This window comes from Geodermatophilus sp. SYSU D00742, assembly GCF_054049935.1.
Genome location: NZ_JBJGYJ010000007.1, coordinates 49,199 through 67,205, shown reverse-complemented (window position 1 = coordinate 67,205; position 18,007 = coordinate 49,199). Strand labels below are relative to the sequence as shown.

Annotated in this window: 17 protein-coding genes; 14 read left to right on the top strand and 3 right to left on the bottom strand. The window is 75.1% G+C overall.

Features of this window, described 5'->3' with window-relative positions:
* Window positions 1-69 precede the first annotated feature (69 nt).
* From ACI78V_RS07045 to ACI78V_RS07030, 4 genes are all read left to right on the top strand, one after another.
* Window positions 70-2,460: a [protein-PII] uridylyltransferase gene (locus ACI78V_RS07045; protein WP_456850118.1), complete on the top strand. Its 2,391-nt coding sequence runs from the start codon at window positions 70-72 to the stop codon at window positions 2,458-2,460.
* Window positions 2,461-2,544: 84 nt separating this feature from the next.
* Window positions 2,545-2,763 (top strand): hypothetical protein, encoded by a 219-nt coding sequence (locus ACI78V_RS07040; RefSeq protein ID WP_456850117.1) that lies wholly within the window; start codon window positions 2,545-2,547, stop codon window positions 2,761-2,763.
* 243 nt (window positions 2,764-3,006) lie between these two features.
* Complete coding sequence (ffh, locus tag ACI78V_RS07035) at window positions 3,007-4,602, top strand: signal recognition particle protein (RefSeq protein WP_456850116.1); 1,596 nt, start codon at window positions 3,007-3,009, stop codon at window positions 4,600-4,602.
* On the top strand, window positions 4,599-5,684 hold the full coding sequence (locus tag ACI78V_RS07030) for an amidohydrolase family protein (RefSeq protein WP_456850115.1): 1,086 nt from the start codon (window positions 4,599-4,601) through the stop codon (window positions 5,682-5,684). The genes ffh and ACI78V_RS07030 overlap by 4 nt, the downstream gene beginning before the upstream one ends.
* A gap of 9 nt (window positions 5,685-5,693) precedes the next feature.
* On the opposite strand, the gene ACI78V_RS07025 is transcribed toward ACI78V_RS07030, so the two are convergent.
* Complete coding sequence (locus ACI78V_RS07025; protein ID WP_456850114.1) at window positions 5,694-6,941, bottom strand: sensor histidine kinase; 1,248 nt, start codon at window positions 6,939-6,941, stop codon at window positions 5,694-5,696.
* Window positions 6,938-7,624: a response regulator transcription factor gene (locus ACI78V_RS07020; protein WP_456850113.1), complete on the bottom strand. Its 687-nt coding sequence runs from the start codon at window positions 7,622-7,624 to the stop codon at window positions 6,938-6,940. Before ACI78V_RS07020 ends, ACI78V_RS07025 begins: the two co-directional genes overlap by 4 nt.
* Before the next feature lie 124 nt (window positions 7,625-7,748).
* Between ACI78V_RS07020 and ACI78V_RS07015 the strand changes: the two genes are divergently transcribed.
* Together ACI78V_RS07015 and ACI78V_RS07010 are read left to right on the top strand one after the other, a co-directional pair.
* Complete coding sequence (locus ACI78V_RS07015) at window positions 7,749-8,417, top strand: hypothetical protein (RefSeq protein ID WP_456850112.1); 669 nt, start codon at window positions 7,749-7,751, stop codon at window positions 8,415-8,417.
* 146 nt (window positions 8,418-8,563) lie between these two features.
* Complete coding sequence (locus ACI78V_RS07010) at window positions 8,564-10,312, top strand: proline--tRNA ligase (RefSeq protein WP_456850111.1); 1,749 nt, start codon at window positions 8,564-8,566, stop codon at window positions 10,310-10,312.
* A 4-nt stretch (window positions 10,313-10,316) separates the two neighbouring features.
* On the opposite strand, the gene ACI78V_RS07005 is transcribed toward ACI78V_RS07010, so the two are convergent.
* Window positions 10,317-11,258 (bottom strand): helix-turn-helix domain-containing protein, encoded by a 942-nt coding sequence (locus tag ACI78V_RS07005; protein ID WP_456850110.1) that lies wholly within the window; start codon window positions 11,256-11,258, stop codon window positions 10,317-10,319.
* A gap of 240 nt (window positions 11,259-11,498) precedes the next feature.
* Here ACI78V_RS07005 and ACI78V_RS07000 point away from each other — a divergent pair, with 240 nt between their 5' ends.
* The 8 genes from ACI78V_RS07000 to lepB all read left to right on the top strand — a co-directional run bounded on the left by ACI78V_RS07000 (window position 11,499) and on the right by lepB (window position 17,896).
* Entirely contained in the window at window positions 11,499-13,631 is a 2,133-nt protein-coding gene (locus ACI78V_RS07000) for a molybdopterin-containing oxidoreductase family protein (RefSeq protein WP_456850109.1), read from the top strand.
* 230 nt (window positions 13,632-13,861) lie between these two features.
* A complete protein-coding gene (gene rpsP / locus ACI78V_RS06995; RefSeq protein WP_456850108.1) occupies window positions 13,862-14,296 on the top strand; it encodes a 30S ribosomal protein S16 in 435 nt (144 codons plus the stop codon).
* 3 nt (window positions 14,297-14,299) lie between these two features.
* Window positions 14,300-14,536 (top strand): RNA-binding protein, encoded by a 237-nt coding sequence (locus ACI78V_RS06990; protein ID WP_012949998.1) that lies wholly within the window; start codon window positions 14,300-14,302, stop codon window positions 14,534-14,536.
* 12 nt (window positions 14,537-14,548) lie between these two features.
* Entirely contained in the window at window positions 14,549-15,097 is a 549-nt protein-coding gene (gene rimM / locus ACI78V_RS06985) for a ribosome maturation factor RimM (protein ID WP_456850107.1), read from the top strand.
* A gap of 26 nt (window positions 15,098-15,123) precedes the next feature.
* The gene (gene trmD / locus ACI78V_RS06980) at window positions 15,124-15,864 is read left to right on the top strand and encodes a tRNA (guanosine(37)-N1)-methyltransferase TrmD (protein ID WP_456850106.1); all 741 of its coding nucleotides are present in this window, start codon (window positions 15,124-15,126) and stop codon (window positions 15,862-15,864) included.
* Window positions 15,861-16,361: an NUDIX hydrolase gene (locus tag ACI78V_RS06975; RefSeq protein ID WP_456850105.1), complete on the top strand. Its 501-nt coding sequence runs from the start codon at window positions 15,861-15,863 to the stop codon at window positions 16,359-16,361. The genes trmD and ACI78V_RS06975 overlap by 4 nt, the downstream gene beginning before the upstream one ends.
* A 145-nt stretch (window positions 16,362-16,506) precedes the next feature.
* On the top strand, window positions 16,507-16,863 hold the full coding sequence (rplS, locus tag ACI78V_RS06970) for a 50S ribosomal protein L19 (protein ID WP_012949994.1): 357 nt from the start codon (window positions 16,507-16,509) through the stop codon (window positions 16,861-16,863).
* Window positions 16,864-16,927: 64 nt separating this feature from the next.
* Window positions 16,928-17,896 carry a signal peptidase I gene (gene lepB, locus ACI78V_RS06965; RefSeq protein WP_456850104.1) on the top strand — a complete coding sequence of 323 codons (969 nt, stop codon included), beginning with the start codon at window positions 16,928-16,930 and terminating at the stop codon, window positions 17,894-17,896.
* The last annotated feature ends 111 nt before the right edge of the window (window positions 17,897-18,007 follow it).

The following is an 18,007-nucleotide window of genomic DNA, read 5'->3' as shown; positions in this document are numbered from 1 at the left end:
GGGTGGTGGGGGGACCCGCCGTCCCGGCCGACGTCGTTTCCACGGTCAGGACCAACCGGAGGGGGAGACGTGCTGGACACCGGGTCGCTGCCCGCACTGCCGCGAGCGCGGCGGGGCGAGGAGCTGGACTCCTGGCTGGCGGGACTGCTGGACGACGCCGTCGCGAGCACCCCACCGCCCCGTCCGAGGCGCGGCGCGGGTGGGTGGGGAGTGGGCCAGCGCACGGGCGCCGACGGGATCGCGCTGGTCGCGGTCGGCAGCCTGGGCCGCCGCGAGCTCCCGCCGCACGGGGACCTCGACCTCGTGCTGGTCCACGACGGGCGGCCGGAGATCGCGGCCCTCGCCGACGCCGTCTGGTACCCGATCTGGGACGCCGGGTTGCGGCTGGACCACTCCGTGCGCACCGTCGCCGAGGCGGTCGGGGTCGCCTCCACCGACGTCAAGGCCGGGCTCGGGCTGCTCGACGCCCGGCTGGTGGCCGGCGACGCCGACCTCGCCGCCGCCCTGCGCACCGCGACGCTGGCCAGCTGGCGCCAGTCGGCGTCCCGGTTGCTGCCCCAGCTGCGGGACCTCCGCCGCGGCCGCGCCCGTCAGGTCGGCGAGCTGACGTTCCTGCTCGAGCCCGACCTCAAGGAGGCCTACGGCGGCCTGCGCGAGGGCCAGGTCCTGCGCGCGGTGGCCGCCGCCCAGCTGGCCGACGAGCCGACCGCCGACGTGGAGGCGGCCTACGCGTTCCTGCTCGACGTCCGGGACGAGCTGCGCCGGCGGTCCGGACGGGCGACCGACGTGCTGGTCCGCCAGGAGCAGCGGCCGGTCGCGGTGGCCCTCGGGCTGCCCGACGAGGACGCGCTGCTGCGCGAGGTGAGCCTGGCCGGGCGGCGGCTGGCCTTCGTCGCCGACGAGACCTGGCGGCGGGTGGAGGCGGCCCTGGTGCGCCGACCCCGCAGCCGCTACCGGCGGGTGCGGCGCGAGCCGCTGGCCGAGGGTGTGGTCCGCCAGGGCGACGAGGTCGTGCTGGCCCGGGACGCCCGCCCCGCCGCGGATCCCGGTCTCCTGCTGCGCGGTGCCGCCGCGGCCGCGCGGGCCGACCTGCTGCTGTCGCCCTACACGCTCAAGGTGCTCGCCGTGCACTCCCCGCCGGTGCCCGAGCCGTGGCCGGCCGAGGTGCGCTGGTCGTTCCTCCGGCTCCTGGCCAGCGGCCGGTCGGCCGTCGCGGTGCTCGAGCAGCTGGACCAGGAGGGGCTGCTGTCCCGGCTGCTGCCCGAGTGGGACCGGGTCCGCTCCCTGCCGCAGCGCCACCCCTGGCACCGGTTCACCGTCGACCGGCACCTGGTCGAGGCGGCCGCGGCCGTCGCCGAGCTGACCCACGACGTCGACCGGCCCGACCTGCTGCTGGTCGGCGCGCTCCTGCACGACATCGGCAAGGGCTGGCCCGGTGACCACAGCGTCGTCGGGCAGGAGATCGCGGCGGGGATCGCGACCCGGATGGGCTTCTCGGAGGCCGACGTCGCGACGCTCGCCGCGATGGTGCGCCACCACCTGCTGTTGCCCGACACCGCCACCCGCCGTGACATCGACGACCCGGCGACGATCGACCGGGTCGCGGTGACGATCGGCCACGATCCCGCGCTGTTGCAGCTGCTGCACGCCCTGGCGCAGGCCGACGGCGCCGCCACGAGCACCTCGGCGTGGAGCCCGTGGAAGGCCCATCTCGTGGCGGCCCTGGTCGCGCGCGTGCAGGGCCGGTTGAGCGGCGCCCCAGCCCGGGACGCCGAGCCCGTGCTGCACCCCGTCGAGCCCCAGGTCAGCTCCGCCCCCGTCGGACTGCCCGGCGCGGGCGGCGTCACCGTGGGGGTCGAGGACGTCGCCGACGGCCAGCAGGTCACCATCGGCGCCCCCGACCGGCCCGGGCTGTTCAGCTCGCTGGCCGGCGTGCTGGCCCTCAACCAGCTCGACGTGCGGGCGGCGAAGGTCAACGTCGCCGGCGGCCGGGCGACCGCCGTGTTCGCCGTCCGGCCGCGCTTCGGGCGGGTGCCGGTGCCGTCGATCCTGGCCGACGCCGTGCGTGCGGCCCTGGAGGGGACACTGCCCCTGGCCGACCGGCTGCGGCAGCGGGAGGCGGACTACCGGCAGGACGGCGTCCGGACGGCCCCGCCGCGGATCTCCTGGCACAACGGCGAGGTCACCGGCGACGCCACCGGCATCGTCGAGGTGCGGGCCGACGACCGGGCCGGCCTGCTCTACCGGCTCACCGCGGCCCTCGCCGCCGAGGGGCTGGACGTCACCTCCGCCCGGATCGAGACCCTCGGCGCCGACGCCGCCGACCACTTCTACGTCAGCAACCCGTCGGGGGTGCCGATCGACGACGGGCAGCGGACCCGGGTGGAGGCCGCCCTGGTCGCCGCCGTCCGCGGCGGGGTGGCCGAGCCGGTGCCCGCGAGGGAGGACACGCCGGGCTGAGGTCCGCGGTCCTGTCGGTACCCCGTGTCACCGTCGGAGGCGAGTGGGACGGACCGGTCCCGCCGACGCGGAGGGAGCTCGCTGATGGACCACCGGTCCTTCGAGATCGCGGCGGCCGAGGGGCGCGTGTGGCGCTGCCCGGCCTGCGGGGACGACCGGGAGTTCGTGCAGCCGCCGTGCGTCGACGGGCACACCGAGGACGGCGGGGAGTGCCCCGAGTGGGCCTGCGCCGACTGCGGTGTCGCGGTGGTCGGCGGTTCCGGCGCCGCCGCCGTGGCCGCGGCCGTCGCCCGCGCGGCCTGACGGAGGACCTCCCCCCACCGCTCGTCGACGGCCCCGTCGCCCCACCCCTCGCGGGCTCGGGACGGGGCCGGGTCCGGCAGGGGTCGCCCGCCGTTCGTCGGCCGGCGACGCCGCGCGGGACGCCGCGCTCGTTAGGCTGGTCCGGAGGTGGCGCGACGGTGCCGGGGTCCCCCGGGTGCCGGCAGCCGAGCAGCCGGTCGGTCCGACCGGCGGGCCGCGCCCGCGACGTACCGAGGACGTGCTGTGTTCGAGACCCTCTCCGACCGCCTGGACAAGGTCTTCAGCGGTCTGCGCGGCAAGGGCCGGCTGACCGACGCCGACATCGACGCGACCGCGCGCGAGATCCGCATCGCGCTGCTGGAGGCCGACGTCGCGCTGCCGGTGGTGCGGGCGTTCATCACCGCGGTCAAGGATCGGGCCCGCGGCGCGGACGTCTCCCAGGCGCTGAACCCCGCCCAGCAGGTCATCAAGATCGTCAACGAGGAGCTCATCCAGATCCTCGGCGGGGAGACCCGGCGGCTGCGCTACGCGAAGCAGTCGCCGACGGTCATCATGCTCGCCGGTCTGCAGGGTTCCGGTAAGACGACGCTGGCCGGCAAGCTCGGCCGCTGGCTGAAGTCGCAGGGCCACACCCCCCTGCTCGTCGCCGCCGACCTGCAGCGGCCCAACGCGGTCAACCAGCTGTCGATCGTCGCCGGCCAGGCCGGGGTGGACGTCTTCGCGCCCGAGCCCGGGAACGGCATCGGCGACCCCATCCGGGTGGCCGCGGACTCCATCGAGCACGCCCGCCGCACCATGCACGACGTCGTCGTCGTCGACACCGCCGGCCGGCTGGGCATCGACGCGGAGCTGATGGCGCAGGCCGCCGGCATCCGCGACGCCGTCCAGCCGGACGAGACGCTGTTCGTCGTCGACGCGATGATCGGTCAGGACGCCGTCACCACGGCCGAGGCGTTCCGCGACGGTGTCGGGTTCAGCGGCGTCGTCCTGACCAAGCTCGACGGTGACGCCCGCGGTGGTGCGGCACTGTCGGTCCGGTACGTCACCGGTCAGCCGATCATGTTCGCCTCCACCGGCGAGAAGCTGAGCGACTTCGACGTCTTCCACCCCGAGCGGATGGCCTCGCGCATCCTCGGCATGGGCGACGTGCTCACCCTCATCGAGCAGGCCGAGCAGGCGTTCGACACCGAGCAGGCCGAGCGGATGGCCGGCAAGCTGGCCTCGCGGGAGGGCTTCACCCTCGAGGACTTCCTCGAGCAGATGATGGCGATCCGCAAGATGGGCCCGATCGCCAACCTGCTCGGCATGCTGCCCGGCGCCGGGGCGATGAAGGAGCAGCTCAAGCAGGTCGACGACCGCGACCTGGACCGCACCGCGGCGATCATCCGCTCGATGACGCCGGAGGAGCGGGTCAACTCCAAGATCATCAACGCGTCGCGGCGGGTCCGCATCGCCAACGGCTCCGGTGTGACCGTCACCCAGGTCAACCAGCTGCTGGAACGCTTCGCCCAGGCCCAGAAGATGATGGGCCAGATGGCCGGCAGCATGGGCCTGCCGGGGATGGGCCCGATGTCGAAGAAGGCCCGCGGACGCCAGATGCAGGCCCAGACGCGCGGCAAGGGCAAGAAGGGCAAGGGCAAGGGCAAGGGCGGTCCCGCCCGCCGGCCGATGGGCGCGCCCGGCCTGCCGCCCGGTGCCGGCTTCCCCAGTGGTGGCGTGCCCGGTGGCTTCCCGGGTGGGATGCCGGCCCTGCCGCCCGGTCTCGCCAACGGTCAGGGGCTGCCCGACCTCACCAAGCTGAACTTCGACCCGCCCGGGGACGACCGGCCCTCGCGGTGAGCGCCCCCGCCCTGCACCTGTCCGGTGTCGTGCTCCCCGAGGGGGAGCACCGCGACCTGTGGGTGCGCGACGGCCGGATCACCGCCGAGCCGGTACCCGGTGCCGAGACGGTCAGCCGCGGCGGCTGGCTGGTGCCCGGCCTGGTGGACGCGCACTGCCACGTCGGCATCGGCCGTGGCGGCGTGCGCGTGGAGGACCTCGACGGGCTGCGCGAGCAGGCGCTGGCCGAGCGGGCCGCGGGCGTGCTGGCGCTGCGCGACTGCGGCTCCCCGGTCGACACCCGGGTGCTGGACGGCGAGCCGGACCTGCCGCAGATCATCCGCGCCGGCCGGCACCTGGCCGCACCGCGCCGGTACATCCCCGGCCTGGCGATCGAGCTGGCGCCCGAGGACCTCGCCGCCGAGGTGCGGGCGCAGGCCCGCCGCGGCGACGGGTGGGTGAAGCTGGTCGGCGACTGGATCGACCGGGGGGTCGGGGACCTCGCCCCCGAGTGGCCGGCCGACGCCCTCGCCGCGGCGATCACGGCGGCGCACGAGGAGGGCGCGCGGGTCACCGCGCACACGTTCGGCACCGGTGCCCTGCCCGACCTCATCGGGGCCGGCATCGACTGCATCGAGCACGGCACCGGCCTGACCGAGGAGCTCATCGGGGAGATGGCCGCCCGTGGCACCGCCGTCGTCCCGACACTGGTCAACGTCGAGAACTTCCCGGAGTTCGCCAGCGCGGGGGAGGCGAGGTTCCCCTCGTACGCGAGCACGATGCGCCGGCTGTACGCGAACTCCGGCGCCGTCGTCCGCGCGGCGTTCGAGGCCGGTGTGCCGGTGTTCGCGGGCACCGACGCCGGCGGCGGCATCGAGCACGGCCGGATCGCCGAGGAGGTCCGTGCCCTGGCCGACGCCGGGCTGCCGGCCGAGGCGGCGCTGGCCGCGGCGTCGTGGGGGGCGCGCGACTGGCTCGGGCTGCCCTGCATCGAGGAGGGGGTCGCGGCCGATCTGGTCGTGTACGAGACCGATCCGCGGGCCGACCTCGACACCCTGGCCCGCCCGCAGCTGATCATCCTGCGCGGCCGGGTGGTGGCGTAGCCCGGCGCGTCAGCGGGGAGGGCCCAGCTCCAGGGTGACCGCGGCGCCGGCGGGGGAGGAGGTCACCCGCATCGCCCCACCGGAGCCCTCCGCGGTCCGCCGGGCGATGTCGAGGCCGAGCCCGGTCGACCCGGCGCCGCTGTGCCCCCGCTCCACCGCGGACGCCGGCAGGCCGGGACCGTCGTCGGCCACCGTCACCTCCGCGCCCCCGCCGTCCCGGGGCCGGACGGCGACCCGCAGGCAGGTGCCGTCCGGGGTGTGGGTGAAGACGTTGCCGAGCAGCGCGTCCACGGCGGCGCCGAGGTCGGCCGGCGCCAGCCGCACCGGGAGGGGCTCCTCGGGGAGCGCCACGGTGAGCTCGCGGTGCTCCTCCTCGGCCAGCACCGACCAGAACCGCACCCGCTCGCCCACGACGGCGACGGCGTCGCAACCCGCGCCCAGACCCTCTCGCACCGGACGCCGGGCCTCGGAGATCACCTCGTCGATCCCGCGGGTCAGGGCGTCGACGTCGCCGAGCAGCCGGTCCCGGTCGCCGGGGGGCAGCGCCTCGACGTCCAGGCGCAGCGCCGTGAGGGGCGTGCGCAGCCGGTGCGCGAGGTCGGCGGCGGACTCCCGTTCCGCCGCCAGCAGCTCGCCGATGCGCCCGGCCAGCCGGTTCACCGCGAGCCCGACCTCACGCACCTCGTCCGGCCCGGCCGGGGTCACGCGGGCCGACAGGTCACCGCTGCCGAGCCGGTGCGCCGTCGTCGCGAGGTCGGTGACGGGGCGGGTGAGCGACCGGGCCAGCAGGTCGGCGACCAGGAGGGCGAGGACCAGCAGGACGACGCCCAGGCCGCCCAGCACCAGCCAGGTCCGGGGGACGTCGGCGCGCAGCTCGGACGCGGGGACGAACACCTCCACCACCGCCGTCCCACCCTCGCGGCGGACCGGCTGCAGCAGGTGCACGCCGTCGTCGGTCTCGCGCCGCTGCGCGCCCGCCGGGGCGGGGTCGTCGCCCAGGACGCCGGCGGGGCCGAGCCAGGTCCCGTCACTCCAGCGCACGGTCACCGCCCGGCCGTCGCCGACGGCGAGGGAGGCCGCCACCTCCTCGCGCTCGTCGAGCCCCACGCCCGGGATGAGCGCCTGCAGCCGGGCCTGGGCGGTGTCCAGGGCGCGGGACTCGGCGACCCGTGCGACCAGGGCGGCCGCGGGCAGCAGGAACGCCAGCAGCACGACCGAGGTCGTCGCCGCCACCAGCAGGGTGATGCGGCGCCTCACTGCTCGGGCTCGGCCAGGCGGACGCCCACCCCGCGGACGGTCTGCAGCAGCCGCGGCGCTGCGGCGGACTCACCCAGCTTGCGGCGCAGCCACGACAGGTGGACGTCGACGGTCTTGTCCGAGCCGCCGTAGGGCTGCTGCCACACCTCGGTGAGCAGTTCCCGCTTGGACACCACGGTGCCGGCGCGGGCGGCCAGGTAGGCGAGCAGGTCGAACTCCCGGGGGGAGAGGTCCACCGGTGTGCCGGCGTGGGTCACCCGGCGGCTGCGCGGGTCGACGGTGAGGCCACCGACGGTCACCGGCTCCGGCCCGCCGTCGGTTCCCGACGCGCGCCGCAGCACCGCGCGGATGCGGGCCTCGAGCTGCCCGGAGGAGAACGGCTTGACCACGTAGTCGTCGGCACCGGCGTCGAGGGCGGCCACCACGCTGCCGTCGTCGTCGCGGGCGGTGGCGACGATCACCGGCACGGCCGACACCGCGCGCAGCATGCGCAGCAGCTCGCCGCCGTCGAGGTCGGGGAGGCCGAGGTCGAGGACGACGAGGTCCGGCCGCTCCTCGACCGCCAGCTGCAGCCCCGCCAGCGCGGTGGCGGCCGAGGCCACGGCGTGCCCGCGTTCCCGCAGCGCCCGGATCAGGGCGGTGCGGATCCGCTCGTCGTCCTCCACGACCAGGAGCTGGGCCACGGCGGGACGGTAGCGCCGATCGCGCCGGTCCCGATGGCTCCCCAACCCAGGGGGATGAGTTCGGGTGCCGCCCTTGTCACGCTCTTGGTGTGGCCTTAACCGACGCGACGACAGAGTCCTCGCCATGAAGCGCACCGTGGCTTTCGGAGCCCTCTGGACCGCGTCGGCGGCTGCGGCCGTCGGCCTGGGATTCCTCGCCGTCTCCTTCGTGGACGCCGACCGCTCGCCCCTTCCCCAGCCGGCGTCCGCCACCGGCTCGGCGGCGGTGACCCCGTCGGTGCCCGCCGTGGAGGACGGCACCGCGAGCGTCCCGGCGCCCGAGCCGCCGGTCGCGGCGCCGGCCTCCGGGGAGTACGTCACCGTCGGCGGCACCGTCTACGCCTCCTGCGAGGGCGGCGTGCTGCAGGTGGCCGCGGCGCCGGCTGTGGGCTGGTGGCTCGACGACCAGGACCACGGCGGCGAGGTGGAGTTCGAGAGCCCCACCCAGAAGGTGGAGGTGCACGTCGCCTGCACCGACGGCACCCCGTCGTTCTTCGACGAGGGCGTGCGCGGCGACCGGAACGAGCCGGAGGACTCCAGCTCCTCCTCACCCGCCTCCGCGTACCCCAGCGCCCCGGTGCCGGGCCCGGCCTCGGCCGGGGCGGGGGTGGACGACTCCGCCGGTCGCGTCGGCGGCGGCCACGGGTCCGACGACCCGCCCGGTGACGACTCCGCCGGTCGCGTCGGCGGCGGCCACGGCTCCGACGACGGCCCCGGTGACGACCGCGGTCGTGGCCGCGGCAGCGACGACTGACCTCATCCCTCCCACCGCCGGGCTCGGCCACACCGGGCCCGGCGGTGCCGTGTCGCACGTCGCTCCCCGCGGGACACGGCGGGGCTCGACGGGGCCGCGGGAGGGCACTTGGCGGCGGTGGAGGCCGGTAGGCCGACAATGTCCCCGTGCTGTTGCGGATGTCGACCCTGTTCCTGCGCACGCTGCGCGACGACCCCGCCGACGCGGAGGTGCCCAGCCACCGTCTCCTGGTGCGCGCCGGCTACATCCGGCGCGCGGCCCCCGGCGGCTTCACCTGGCTGCCGCTGGGCTACCGGGTGTTCCGCAACGTCGAGCGCGTCGTCCGCGAGGAGATGGACGCGATGGGCGCGCAGGAGGTGCACTTCCCGGCACTGCTGCCCCGTGAGCCCTACGAGGCCACCGGCCGGTGGACGGAGTACGGCGACAACCTGTTCCGGCTCCAGGACCGCCGCGGTGTCGACCACCTCCTCGGGCCGACGCACGAGGAGATGTTCACGCTCCTGGTGAAGGACCTGTACTCGTCGTACAAGGACCTCCCGCTGTCGCTGTACCAGATCCAGACCAAGTACCGGGACGAGGCGCGGCCGCGGGCCGGGCTGCTGCGGGGCCGCGAGTTCACGATGAAGGACAGCTACTCCTTCGACGTCGACGACGCGGGCCTGGACAAGTCCTACGCCGCCCACCGCGACGCCTACATCAAGATCTTCGACCGGCTGGGCCTGGAGTACGTGATCGTCTCGGCGATGTCGGGCGCGATGGGCGGCTCCAAGAGCGAGGAGTTCCTCCACCCCACCGAGATCGGCGAGGACACCTTCGTGCGCTCGGCCGGTGGCTACGCCGCGAACGTGGAGGCGGTCTCCACCGTCGTGCCCGACGCCATCCCGCTGGACGGGCTTCCCGCGGCGCACGTCGAGGACACCCCGGACACCCCGACCATCGAGACGCTGGTGGCGGTCGCCCAGCAGCTGTTCCCGGACGCCGGCCACACGGCCGCCTCGACGCTGAAGAACGTCGTCGTCACGCTCGTGCACCCCGACGGCGCGCGCGAGCCGCTGGTCGTCGGCGTCCCCGGCGACCGGGAGGTCGACGCCAAGCGCCTGGAGGCGCAGGTCGCACCGGCCGAGGTGGAGCCGTTCACCGACTTCGAGGGTCACCCCGAGCTGGTCAAGGGCTACATCGGCCCGCAGGTGCTGGGCGCCGACAGCGAGTCGGGCATCCGCTACCTCGTCGACCCGCGGGTCGTCCCGGGCACCCGCTGGATCACCGGCGCCAACGAGGCCGGCAAGCACGTGTTCGACCTCGTCGCCGGCCGTGACTTCACCTGGGACGGCGTCGTCGAGGCCGCCGAGGTGCTGCCCGGCGACCCGGCACCGGACGGCTCGGGCCCCCTGGAGCTGGCCCGTGGCGTGGAGATCGGGCACATCTTCCAGCTCGGCCGCAAGTACGCCGAGGCCCTGGGCCTCGAGGTGCTCGACGAGAACGGCAAGCTCGTCACGGTGACGATGGGCTCCTACGGCATCGGCGTCTCGCGGGCCGTGGCCGCGATCGCCGAGTCCACCCACGACGAGCTCGGCCTCCTCTGGCCGCGGGAGATCGCGCCGGCCGACGTGCACGTCGTGGCGACCGGCAAGGACGCCGCGGTGTTCGAGGCGGCCGAGGCGCTGGCCACCCAGCTGGTGGGGGCGGGGCTCACCGTGCTCTACGACGACCGGCCCAAGGTGTCGCCCGGGGTGAAGTTCAAGGACGCCGAGCTGCTCGGGATGCCGACGATCGTCACGGTCGGGCGCGGACTGGCCGACGGTGTGGTCGAGCTGCGCGACCGCGCGAGCGGGGAGCGCGAGGAGGTCCCGGTCGCCGACGCTGCGGCCCGCGTGCTGGCCGCCGTCCGCGCCTGACCGGTCAGCCGCGGGCGAGGACCCGGTAGCGGGACGGCGTCACGCCGTACGCGGCCCGGAACGCGCGGCCGAAGACCGACGGGTCGGCGAAGCCGCAGCGGTGCGCCAGCGCGGTGAGCGACAGCTCCCGCGCGCCGCTGCGGGCCAGCTCCTCGCGGGCCCGCTCCAGTCGCCGCCGCCGGACGTAGCGGGCCACGGTGTCCTCCTCGCCGGCGAACAGCCGGTGCAGCTGGCGGACCGACACGAAGTGGGCCGCCGCGATCGACCGCGGGTCGAGCCCGGGATCGGCGAGGTGCTCCTCCACGTGCGCCCGGACGGCGGCGAGCAGGTCCCGGTCCGCCCGCGCCGCCCCTCCCGGTGACCGGTCGCCGCCGGCGGCGGTGGTGACCAGCTCGAGCAGCTCCCCGGCGAGCCGGTCACCGGGGTCGGCGTCGACGGCGTCGTCGCTGCGCACAAGGTCGGCCAGCATGCGGCCGAGCACCCCGGTCAGCCCGTGCCGCCCGTCCATCCGCCGGGCGGTGAGCCCGTGCGCGGGCGCCGCCGGGTCGGGCCGACACCACGTGAGCACCAGCAGCGACCACGCGGGCGCGCCGGGACCGGCCCGCAGCTCCCACGCGAACGGCCGGTCGGTGACGTAGACGGCGTAGTCGCCGGGGTCGAGCCGGCAGTCCCGCCCGTCCTGCTGCAGCCGTGCCGCGCCCTGCTCGAGGAGCCCGACCTGCACGAAGTGCCGGCGGTCGGCCCGCGCCAGGCCCGCGGTCCGGCGGGCCAGCTGGTCCACCGACCGCACCCGGGACAGCTGCAGCGAGCCCACGGCCCGGCTGCGCACCTCACCGGCGAGCGCGCCGTCGGTGGCGGGGGAGACGTCGAGGTCCACGAAGTGCTCACCCAGCAGGTCCCGCCAGGACCGCAGCCCGGCGGAGCGTGCGGTCGTCGGTGTCGGCATGGCGGGCCTCGCTGACGGTCGGCCGCGCGCCTGCGCGGCACCGATGCGGACCAGGGGGACGACGGTCCGGGAGGGAGGCTGCCACGCGCCACGGCCGGGTGGAAGGCGCGGCTGCCACCCGACGGTCCGGCGCTGGTCGTCGAGGGCCTGGCACGCGGCGTCGAGTCCGTGCCGCGGGGGCGCGCCACGATCGGCGGCACCGGACGCCGGCGCGGACCGGCCCCGAGCGAGGAGGGCCCCATGACGCTGACCGACCTACCGATGCCGGGGACGGCCACGGTGCACGGCGCCTGCCCGTGCGACTGCCCGGACACCTGCGCGTTCGAGGTGACCGTCGTGGACGGCGTCGCCACCCGCCTGCGGGGCGACCGCTCGCACCCGTTCACCCGCGGTGGGCTGTGCGTGAAGATGAACGACTACGAGCGGACCGTCTACAGCTCCGACCGCGTGCTGTACCCGATGCGGCGGACCGGCCCCAAGGGCAGCGGCCGGTTCGAGCGGATCTCCTGGGACGCCGCGCTCGACGAGATCGCCGCCCGCTTCACCGAGATCGCGGAGACCTCCGGCCCGGAGGCGATCATGCCGGTGAGCTACCTGGGCACGCAGGGGATCCTCAACGGGCTCAACGTCGGCGACCCGTTCTTCAACCGGCTCGGCGCCACCATCAGCGAGCGCACCTACTGCGACTCGGGTTCGTGCACCGCGTACGCGATGACGGTGGGCCCGACCGCCGGCGTCGACCCGGAGTCGTTCGTGCACGCCCGCTACATCGTCATCTGGGCGAACAACATGCTCAGCACCAACCTGCACCTGTGGCCGTTCGTGGCCGAGGCGCAGCGCCGGGGCGCCAAGGTCGTCGTCATCGACCCGGTCCGGCACCGGACGGCGCGACACGCGGACTGGTACATCCCCATCCGCCCCGGCACCGACGGTGCGCTGGCACTGGCCATGATGCACGTGATCATCGGCGAGGGGCTGACCGACGAGGACTACGTGGCCCGGTACACGGTGGGGTACGAGGAGCTCGCCGAGCGGGTCCGGCAGTACACGCCGGAATGGGCCAGCGGCGAGACCGGCATCCCGGCCGACGACATCCGGACGCTGGCCCGTGAGTACGCGGCGGCCAGCCCGTCGGTGATCCGCATCGGGGTGGCGATCGAGCGGCACGCCGGCGGCGGGCAGACCGTGCGGGCCATCTCCTGCCTGCCGGCGCTCACCGGCGCGTGGCGCAGGCCCGGCGGCGGCCTGCTGCAGCTCCCCCTGTGGGCGTTCCCCGTCAACTTCCCGGCCTTCCTCGGCGCGGAGTTCATCCGCCCCGGCACCCGGGTGGTGAACCAGTGGCTGCTCGGCCGGGCGCTGACCGGGAGGCTCGCGCTCGACCCGCCGATCCGGGCGCTGATGGTCTACAACAGCAACCCGGTGGTGGTCTGCCCCGAGCAGGACGAGATGGTCGCCGGGCTGTCGCGGGAGGACCTGTTCACCGTCGTCAGCGAGCACTTCATGACCGACACCGCCGACTTCGCCGACATCGTGCTGCCCGCCACCACCCAACTGGAACAGCGTGACCTGATGTTCTCGTGGGGCCACCTCTACGTGACCATGAACACCCCGGCCATCGCGCCGCTGGGGGAGGCGGTGTCCAACACCGAGCTGTTCCGCCGCCTGGCCGCGCGGATGGGGTTCACCGAGCCGGTCTTCACGCGCACCGACGAGGAGATGATCGAGGTCGCGTTCGACTGGTCGTCGCCGGTGCTGGAGGGCATCACGCCCGAGACGCTCGAGCGTGACGGCTGGGCCCGCCTGCGGCTGCCCGGCCCGGACGAGTACGCGCCGCACGCCGAGGGCGGCTTCCCGACGCCGTCGGGGAAGGTCGAGTTCCTCTCCTCGGCCGCCGCAGGCGGGAACTTCGTCCTGCCGCTGTTCCGGCAGGGCTCCACCGAGCACCAGTCGGGGGAGCCGGTCGACCCGTTGCCGCACTACGTCCCGCCCCGGGAGGCGCCCGGCAGCGGGCCGTTCCCGCTGACCCTGCTGTCGCCGAAGTCGCACGCCTACCTCAACTCCAGCTTCGCCGACCGGCCGGGGCAGCAGCGGGTGCAGGGCGGCGACACCGTCGTCCACATGCACCCGCGGGACGCCGCGACCCGGGGGCTGGCCGACGGCGCGCCGGTCCACGTCGTCAACGACCGGGGCCGGTTCGCCGCGCGGCTGCAGGTGACCGACGACGTCGCGCCGGGCGTGGTGGTCTCCCCGATGGGCGGCTGGCGCAAGCACGCCGGCGGCGCCACGGTGAACGCGCTGAGCCCCTCGGTCTTCGCCGACCTGGGCCGGGCGCCGACGTTCTCCGACAACCTGGTGGAGGTGCAGCCGGCCTGAGGGAGGGCCCCGTCCTCCGCACGGCTCGCGGGCTCGACGGGAGCCTCCGGAGGGGGCCGTCCGCCGGCGGACGGGATCCCCTCGGCCGTCTGGCACAATGGACGGTCGAACACGGCGGTGGGCGGCCCTCTCACCGTTGCCGGCCGTGTCCAGCCGCACCGCCCCCGGCGTACCCCCACGCGCCGCACGGGCGGGCACACGACCTGCGTTCGAGGAGAACACCACACACCGTGGCCACCAAGATCAAGCTCATGCGCCTGGGCAAGATGCGCGCCCCGTACTACCGCATCGTCGTCGCCGACGCCCGCACCAAGCGGGACGGTCGCTCGATCGAGACGATCGGCAAGTACCACCCGAAGGAGGACCCCTCCTACATCGAGGTCGACTCCGAGCGCGCGCAGTACTGGCTCGGTGTCGGCGCCCAGCCGACCGAGGCCGTCGCCGCCATCTTCCGGGTCACCGGTGACTGGCAGAAGTTCAAGGGCGAGCCCGCCCCGCCGCCCATGAAGGTCGCCGCCCCGAAGCCGGACAAGAAGGCGCTCTACGAGGAGGCCGTCCGCAACGCCGGTGGTGAGGAGCCGGCCGCCGGCGCCACCACGCCCAAGAAGAAGGCCGCGCCCAAGGCCGACGACGCGGCTGACGCCGCCGAGACGCCCGCCGAGTAAGACGTGCTCGAAGAGGCGCTCGAGCACCTGGTCAAGGGCATCGTCGACCACCCCGAGGACGTCACGGTCGACCTGCTCAGCAACCGTCGCGGCAAGACCCTCGAGGTCCGGGTGCACCCCGACGACCTCGGCAAGGTCATCGGCCGCGGAGGCCGCACCGCCAAGGCGCTGCGCACCGTGATGACCGGCGTCGGGGGGCGCGGCCTGCGGGTCGACGTCGTCGACACCGACGGGCGCTGAGTCCTCTCCTCGTTGAGCGCAGACGCCAGCAACCCCACCGACACCGTGGTGGTCGGCCGCATCGGCCGGCCCCACGGTGTCCGTGGTGAGGTGACCGTCGAGGTCCGCACCGACGACCCCGACCTCCGGTTCGCCCCCGGGGCGGTCCTCCGGACCGACCCCGCCGACCGCGGGCCGCTGACCGTCACGGGACGGCGCTGGCACCGCGAGGTGCTCCTCCTGCAGTTCGAGGGCCCCGGCGGCCGCGCGGTGGACAGCCGTGAGGTGGCCGAGGAGTACCGCGACACCGAGCTGCACGTCCCGGTCGCCGACCTCCCCGAGCTCGACGACCCGGACGCCTTCTACGACCACCAGCTGGTCGGCCTCGACGCCCGCCTCCCCGACGGCACCGTGCTCGGGGAGGTCGTTGCAGTACGTCACGAGGGCGCCGACCTGCTCGTCGTCCGCCGGGCCGGGGGCGGCCAGCTGCTCGTCCCCTTCGTGACGGCGATCGTCCCCACCGTCGACCTGGCCGGCGGGTTCTGCGTCGTGGACCCGCCCGAGGGCCTGCTGGACCTGTGAACGGACAGGCGCAGGACCATCCCGACGTGGCCGGCTACCGGATCGACGTCGTCACGATCTTCCCCGAGTACCTCGCGCCGCTGCGCCAGTCACTGCTGGGCAAGGCCGCCGAGCGCGGCCTGGTGAGCATCGGCGTGCACGACCTGCGGCAGTGGACCGACGACCTGCACCGCACCGTCGACGACGCCCCCTACGGCGGCGGCCCCGGCATGGTCATGCGCCCCGAGCCGTGGGGGCGGGCGCTGGACGCGGTCCGACGGCCCGGCACCCGGCTGGTCGTGCCCACGCCCGCCGGACGCCCGTTCACCCAGGCCACGGCGGCGCAGTGGGCCGCCGAGCCGGGCCTGGTCTTCGCCTGCGGCCGCTACGAGGGCATCGACCAGAGGGTCGCCGACTGGGCGGCCGACGCGGGCCCGGTGTCGGAGGTCTCGATCGGCGACTACGTGCTCGCCGGCGGCGAGTCCGCCGTGCTGGTCATGGTCGAGGCGGTCACCCGCCTCCTGCCCGGCGTGGTGGGCAACCGGGAGTCGGTGGAGCTCGACTCGCACGCCGACGGCCTGCTCGAGGGGCCGTCCTACACCCGTCCGGCCTCGTGGCGGGGCCACGACGTGCCCCCGGTGCTGCTCTCCGGCGACCACGCCGCGATCGCCCGCTGGCGGCGCGCGGAGTCCCTGCGCCGGACGGCGGCCCGCCGTCCCGACCTGCTGGCCGCCCTGCCCGAGGACGCGCTCACGCCTGCCGACCGGGCGGCGCTCGAGGGGCCGTGAGCGACCGCGCGTGGGTGCGTCCGACGGCCCGGGTCGTCGTCCTGGACCCCGCCGGGCGGGTCCTGCTGCTCGGCGCCCGGCTGACCGACCCCGCCGTCCCGCCGGGCGAGGTGCTGTTCTGGTACACCCCCGGCGGGGGCGTGGAGGACGGCGAGAGCGTGCGCGCGGCCGCCGTCCGGGAGCTGGCCGAGGAGATCGGACTGGTCGTCGAGCCCGACGACCTGGAGGGCCCGGTGTGGTTCCGGCGACACGTCGGCCCGTTCGCCGGGGTGCAGATCGACTCGCGCGAGACCTTCTTCGTCCTGCGCGACGTCGTCCACGACGTCGACCCGAGCGGCCGCACCGAGCTGGAACTGCTGGGGGAGGAGCCGCACCGCTGGTGGACCGCCGCGGAGGTCGCCGCGAGCCCGGTCCCCATGGCCCCACGGGAGCTGGCGACGCTGCTGCCGGAACTGCTGGCGGGCCCGTGGGCGGGGCCGCCGCGCTTCGTCGGCTGAAGATGTGGCACAGTAGAGAGCTGCTGCGGACCGTCGGCTCCTCGACTCCGACCTCCTCCCGGAGCGCAGCTCCCCGGATCGGACAGCCGGGGCCGCTCGCTGTCCGCACCGCAGAAGACGTAACCGCTAGGACAGGACTGCCGCGATGAACACCCTGGACGTACTCGACGCCGACTCGCTGCGCGACGACATCCCCGAGTTCCGCCCGGGCGACACCGTCAAGGTGCACGTGCGCGTCATCGAGGGCAACCGCTCGCGCATCCAGGTCTTCCAGGGTGTGGTCATCCGCCGTCAGGGCGGTGGCATCCGCGAGACCTTCACCGTCCGCAAGGTCAGCTTCGGTGTCGGCGTGGAGCGCACCTTCCCGGTGCACACCCCGGTCGTCGAGAAGATCGAGGTGCTGACCCGCGGTGACGTCCGCCGCGCCAAGCTGTACTACCTCCGCGAGCTGCGCGGCAAGGCCGCCAAGATCAAGGAGAAGCGCGAGACCGTCTCTCGCTGACACGCTCCCGGCCGGGTTCCCCGGCTCAGTACGGCGGGTCTCCCGCGGCCGTACGCTGCTCTCGATGAGCAGTGACCGGCCCGGGAGGCCCGCCGACGTCGTTCCGGAGGGCGAGGAGCCCCGCGGGGCCGGAGCCGCCGAGGCAGCCGGCGGGGGCCGCGTCGGCGAGGTGACCGGGCCGGTGGGCCGCGTTCCCCGCCGGCTGCGGCGACGTGAGCGTCAGCAGGCGCAGAAGGGCTCGCTGCTGCGGGAACTGCCCGTGCTGCTGCTCGTGGCCTTCGTCCTCGCCCTCCTGGTGAAGACCTTCCTCGTCCAGGCCTTCTTCATCCCCTCCGGGTCGATGGAGCGCACGCTGCACGGGTGCCCCGGCTGCACCGGTGACCGGGTGCTGGTCAACAAGGTGCCCTACTGGTTCGGCGAGCCGGAGCCCGGCGACATCGTCGTCTTCGAGGGGCCGGACACCTGGTCGCCGGAGGTGGACGTCGCCGAGCCCGGCAACTGGCTCTCCGGTGCGCTCCTGTGGCTCGGGCGGGCGGTGGGCGTGGCCCCGCCCAGCGAGGACGACTTCGTCAAGCGGGTCATCGCCACCGAGGGGCAGACCGTGCAGTGCTGCGACGCCGAGGGCCGGGTCACCGTGGACGGCGAGCCGCTCGACGAGCCCTACATCTACCAGGACACCCCGCCGGAGAGCCGGGCGTTCGGCCCCGTCACGGTGCCCGAGGGCCGGCTGTGGGTCATGGGCGACCACCGGTCGGCGTCGGCGGACTCCCGCGTCCACGTCGGCGACCAGTACGCCGGCACGGTCGGCGTGGACGACGTCATCGGCAAGGCCGCCCTGATCGTGTGGCCGCTGGAGCGCTTCGACACCCTCGACTCACCCGACATCCAGGGCTCGGAGGCGTCCGCGTCCGGTGCGGGGTCGGCGGTGCCGGAGTCCGGTGCGACCGCACTCGCCGCTCCCTACGCCCTGGGGCTGGTCGGGGCCGTCCCCCTGACCGCCTGGCGGCGACGCCGGCGAGCCCGCCGCGGCTGACCCGCTCCCGCAGGTCCGAGACCCGCCCTCCCGACCCGGGACGGCGGGTCTCGTCGGCTGCGGGCGCGTCCGATCCCGCCCCGAGAATGGCATCGGCATGTCGACATCCAT

Excerpts from the sequence above, each read along its gene's own strand:
- ACI78V_RS07040 (WP_456850117.1), top strand. The coding sequence starts at position 2,545 with ATGGACCACCGGTCCTTCGAGATCGCGGCGGCCGAGGGGCGCGTGTGG.
- ACI78V_RS07015 (WP_456850112.1), top strand. The coding sequence starts at position 7,749 with ATGAAGCGCACCGTGGCTTTCGGAGCCCTCTGGACCGCGTCGGCGGCT.
- ACI78V_RS07005 (WP_456850110.1), bottom strand. The coding sequence starts at position 11,258 with ATGCCGACACCGACGACCGCACGCTCCGCCGGGCTGCGGTCCTGGCGG.
- ACI78V_RS07000 (WP_456850109.1), top strand. The coding sequence starts at position 11,499 with ATGACGCTGACCGACCTACCGATGCCGGGGACGGCCACGGTGCACGGC.
- rplS (WP_012949994.1), top strand. The coding sequence starts at position 16,507 with ATGAACACCCTGGACGTACTCGACGCCGACTCGCTGCGCGACGACATC.
- lepB (WP_456850104.1), top strand. The coding sequence starts at position 16,928 with ATGAGCAGTGACCGGCCCGGGAGGCCCGCCGACGTCGTTCCGGAGGGC.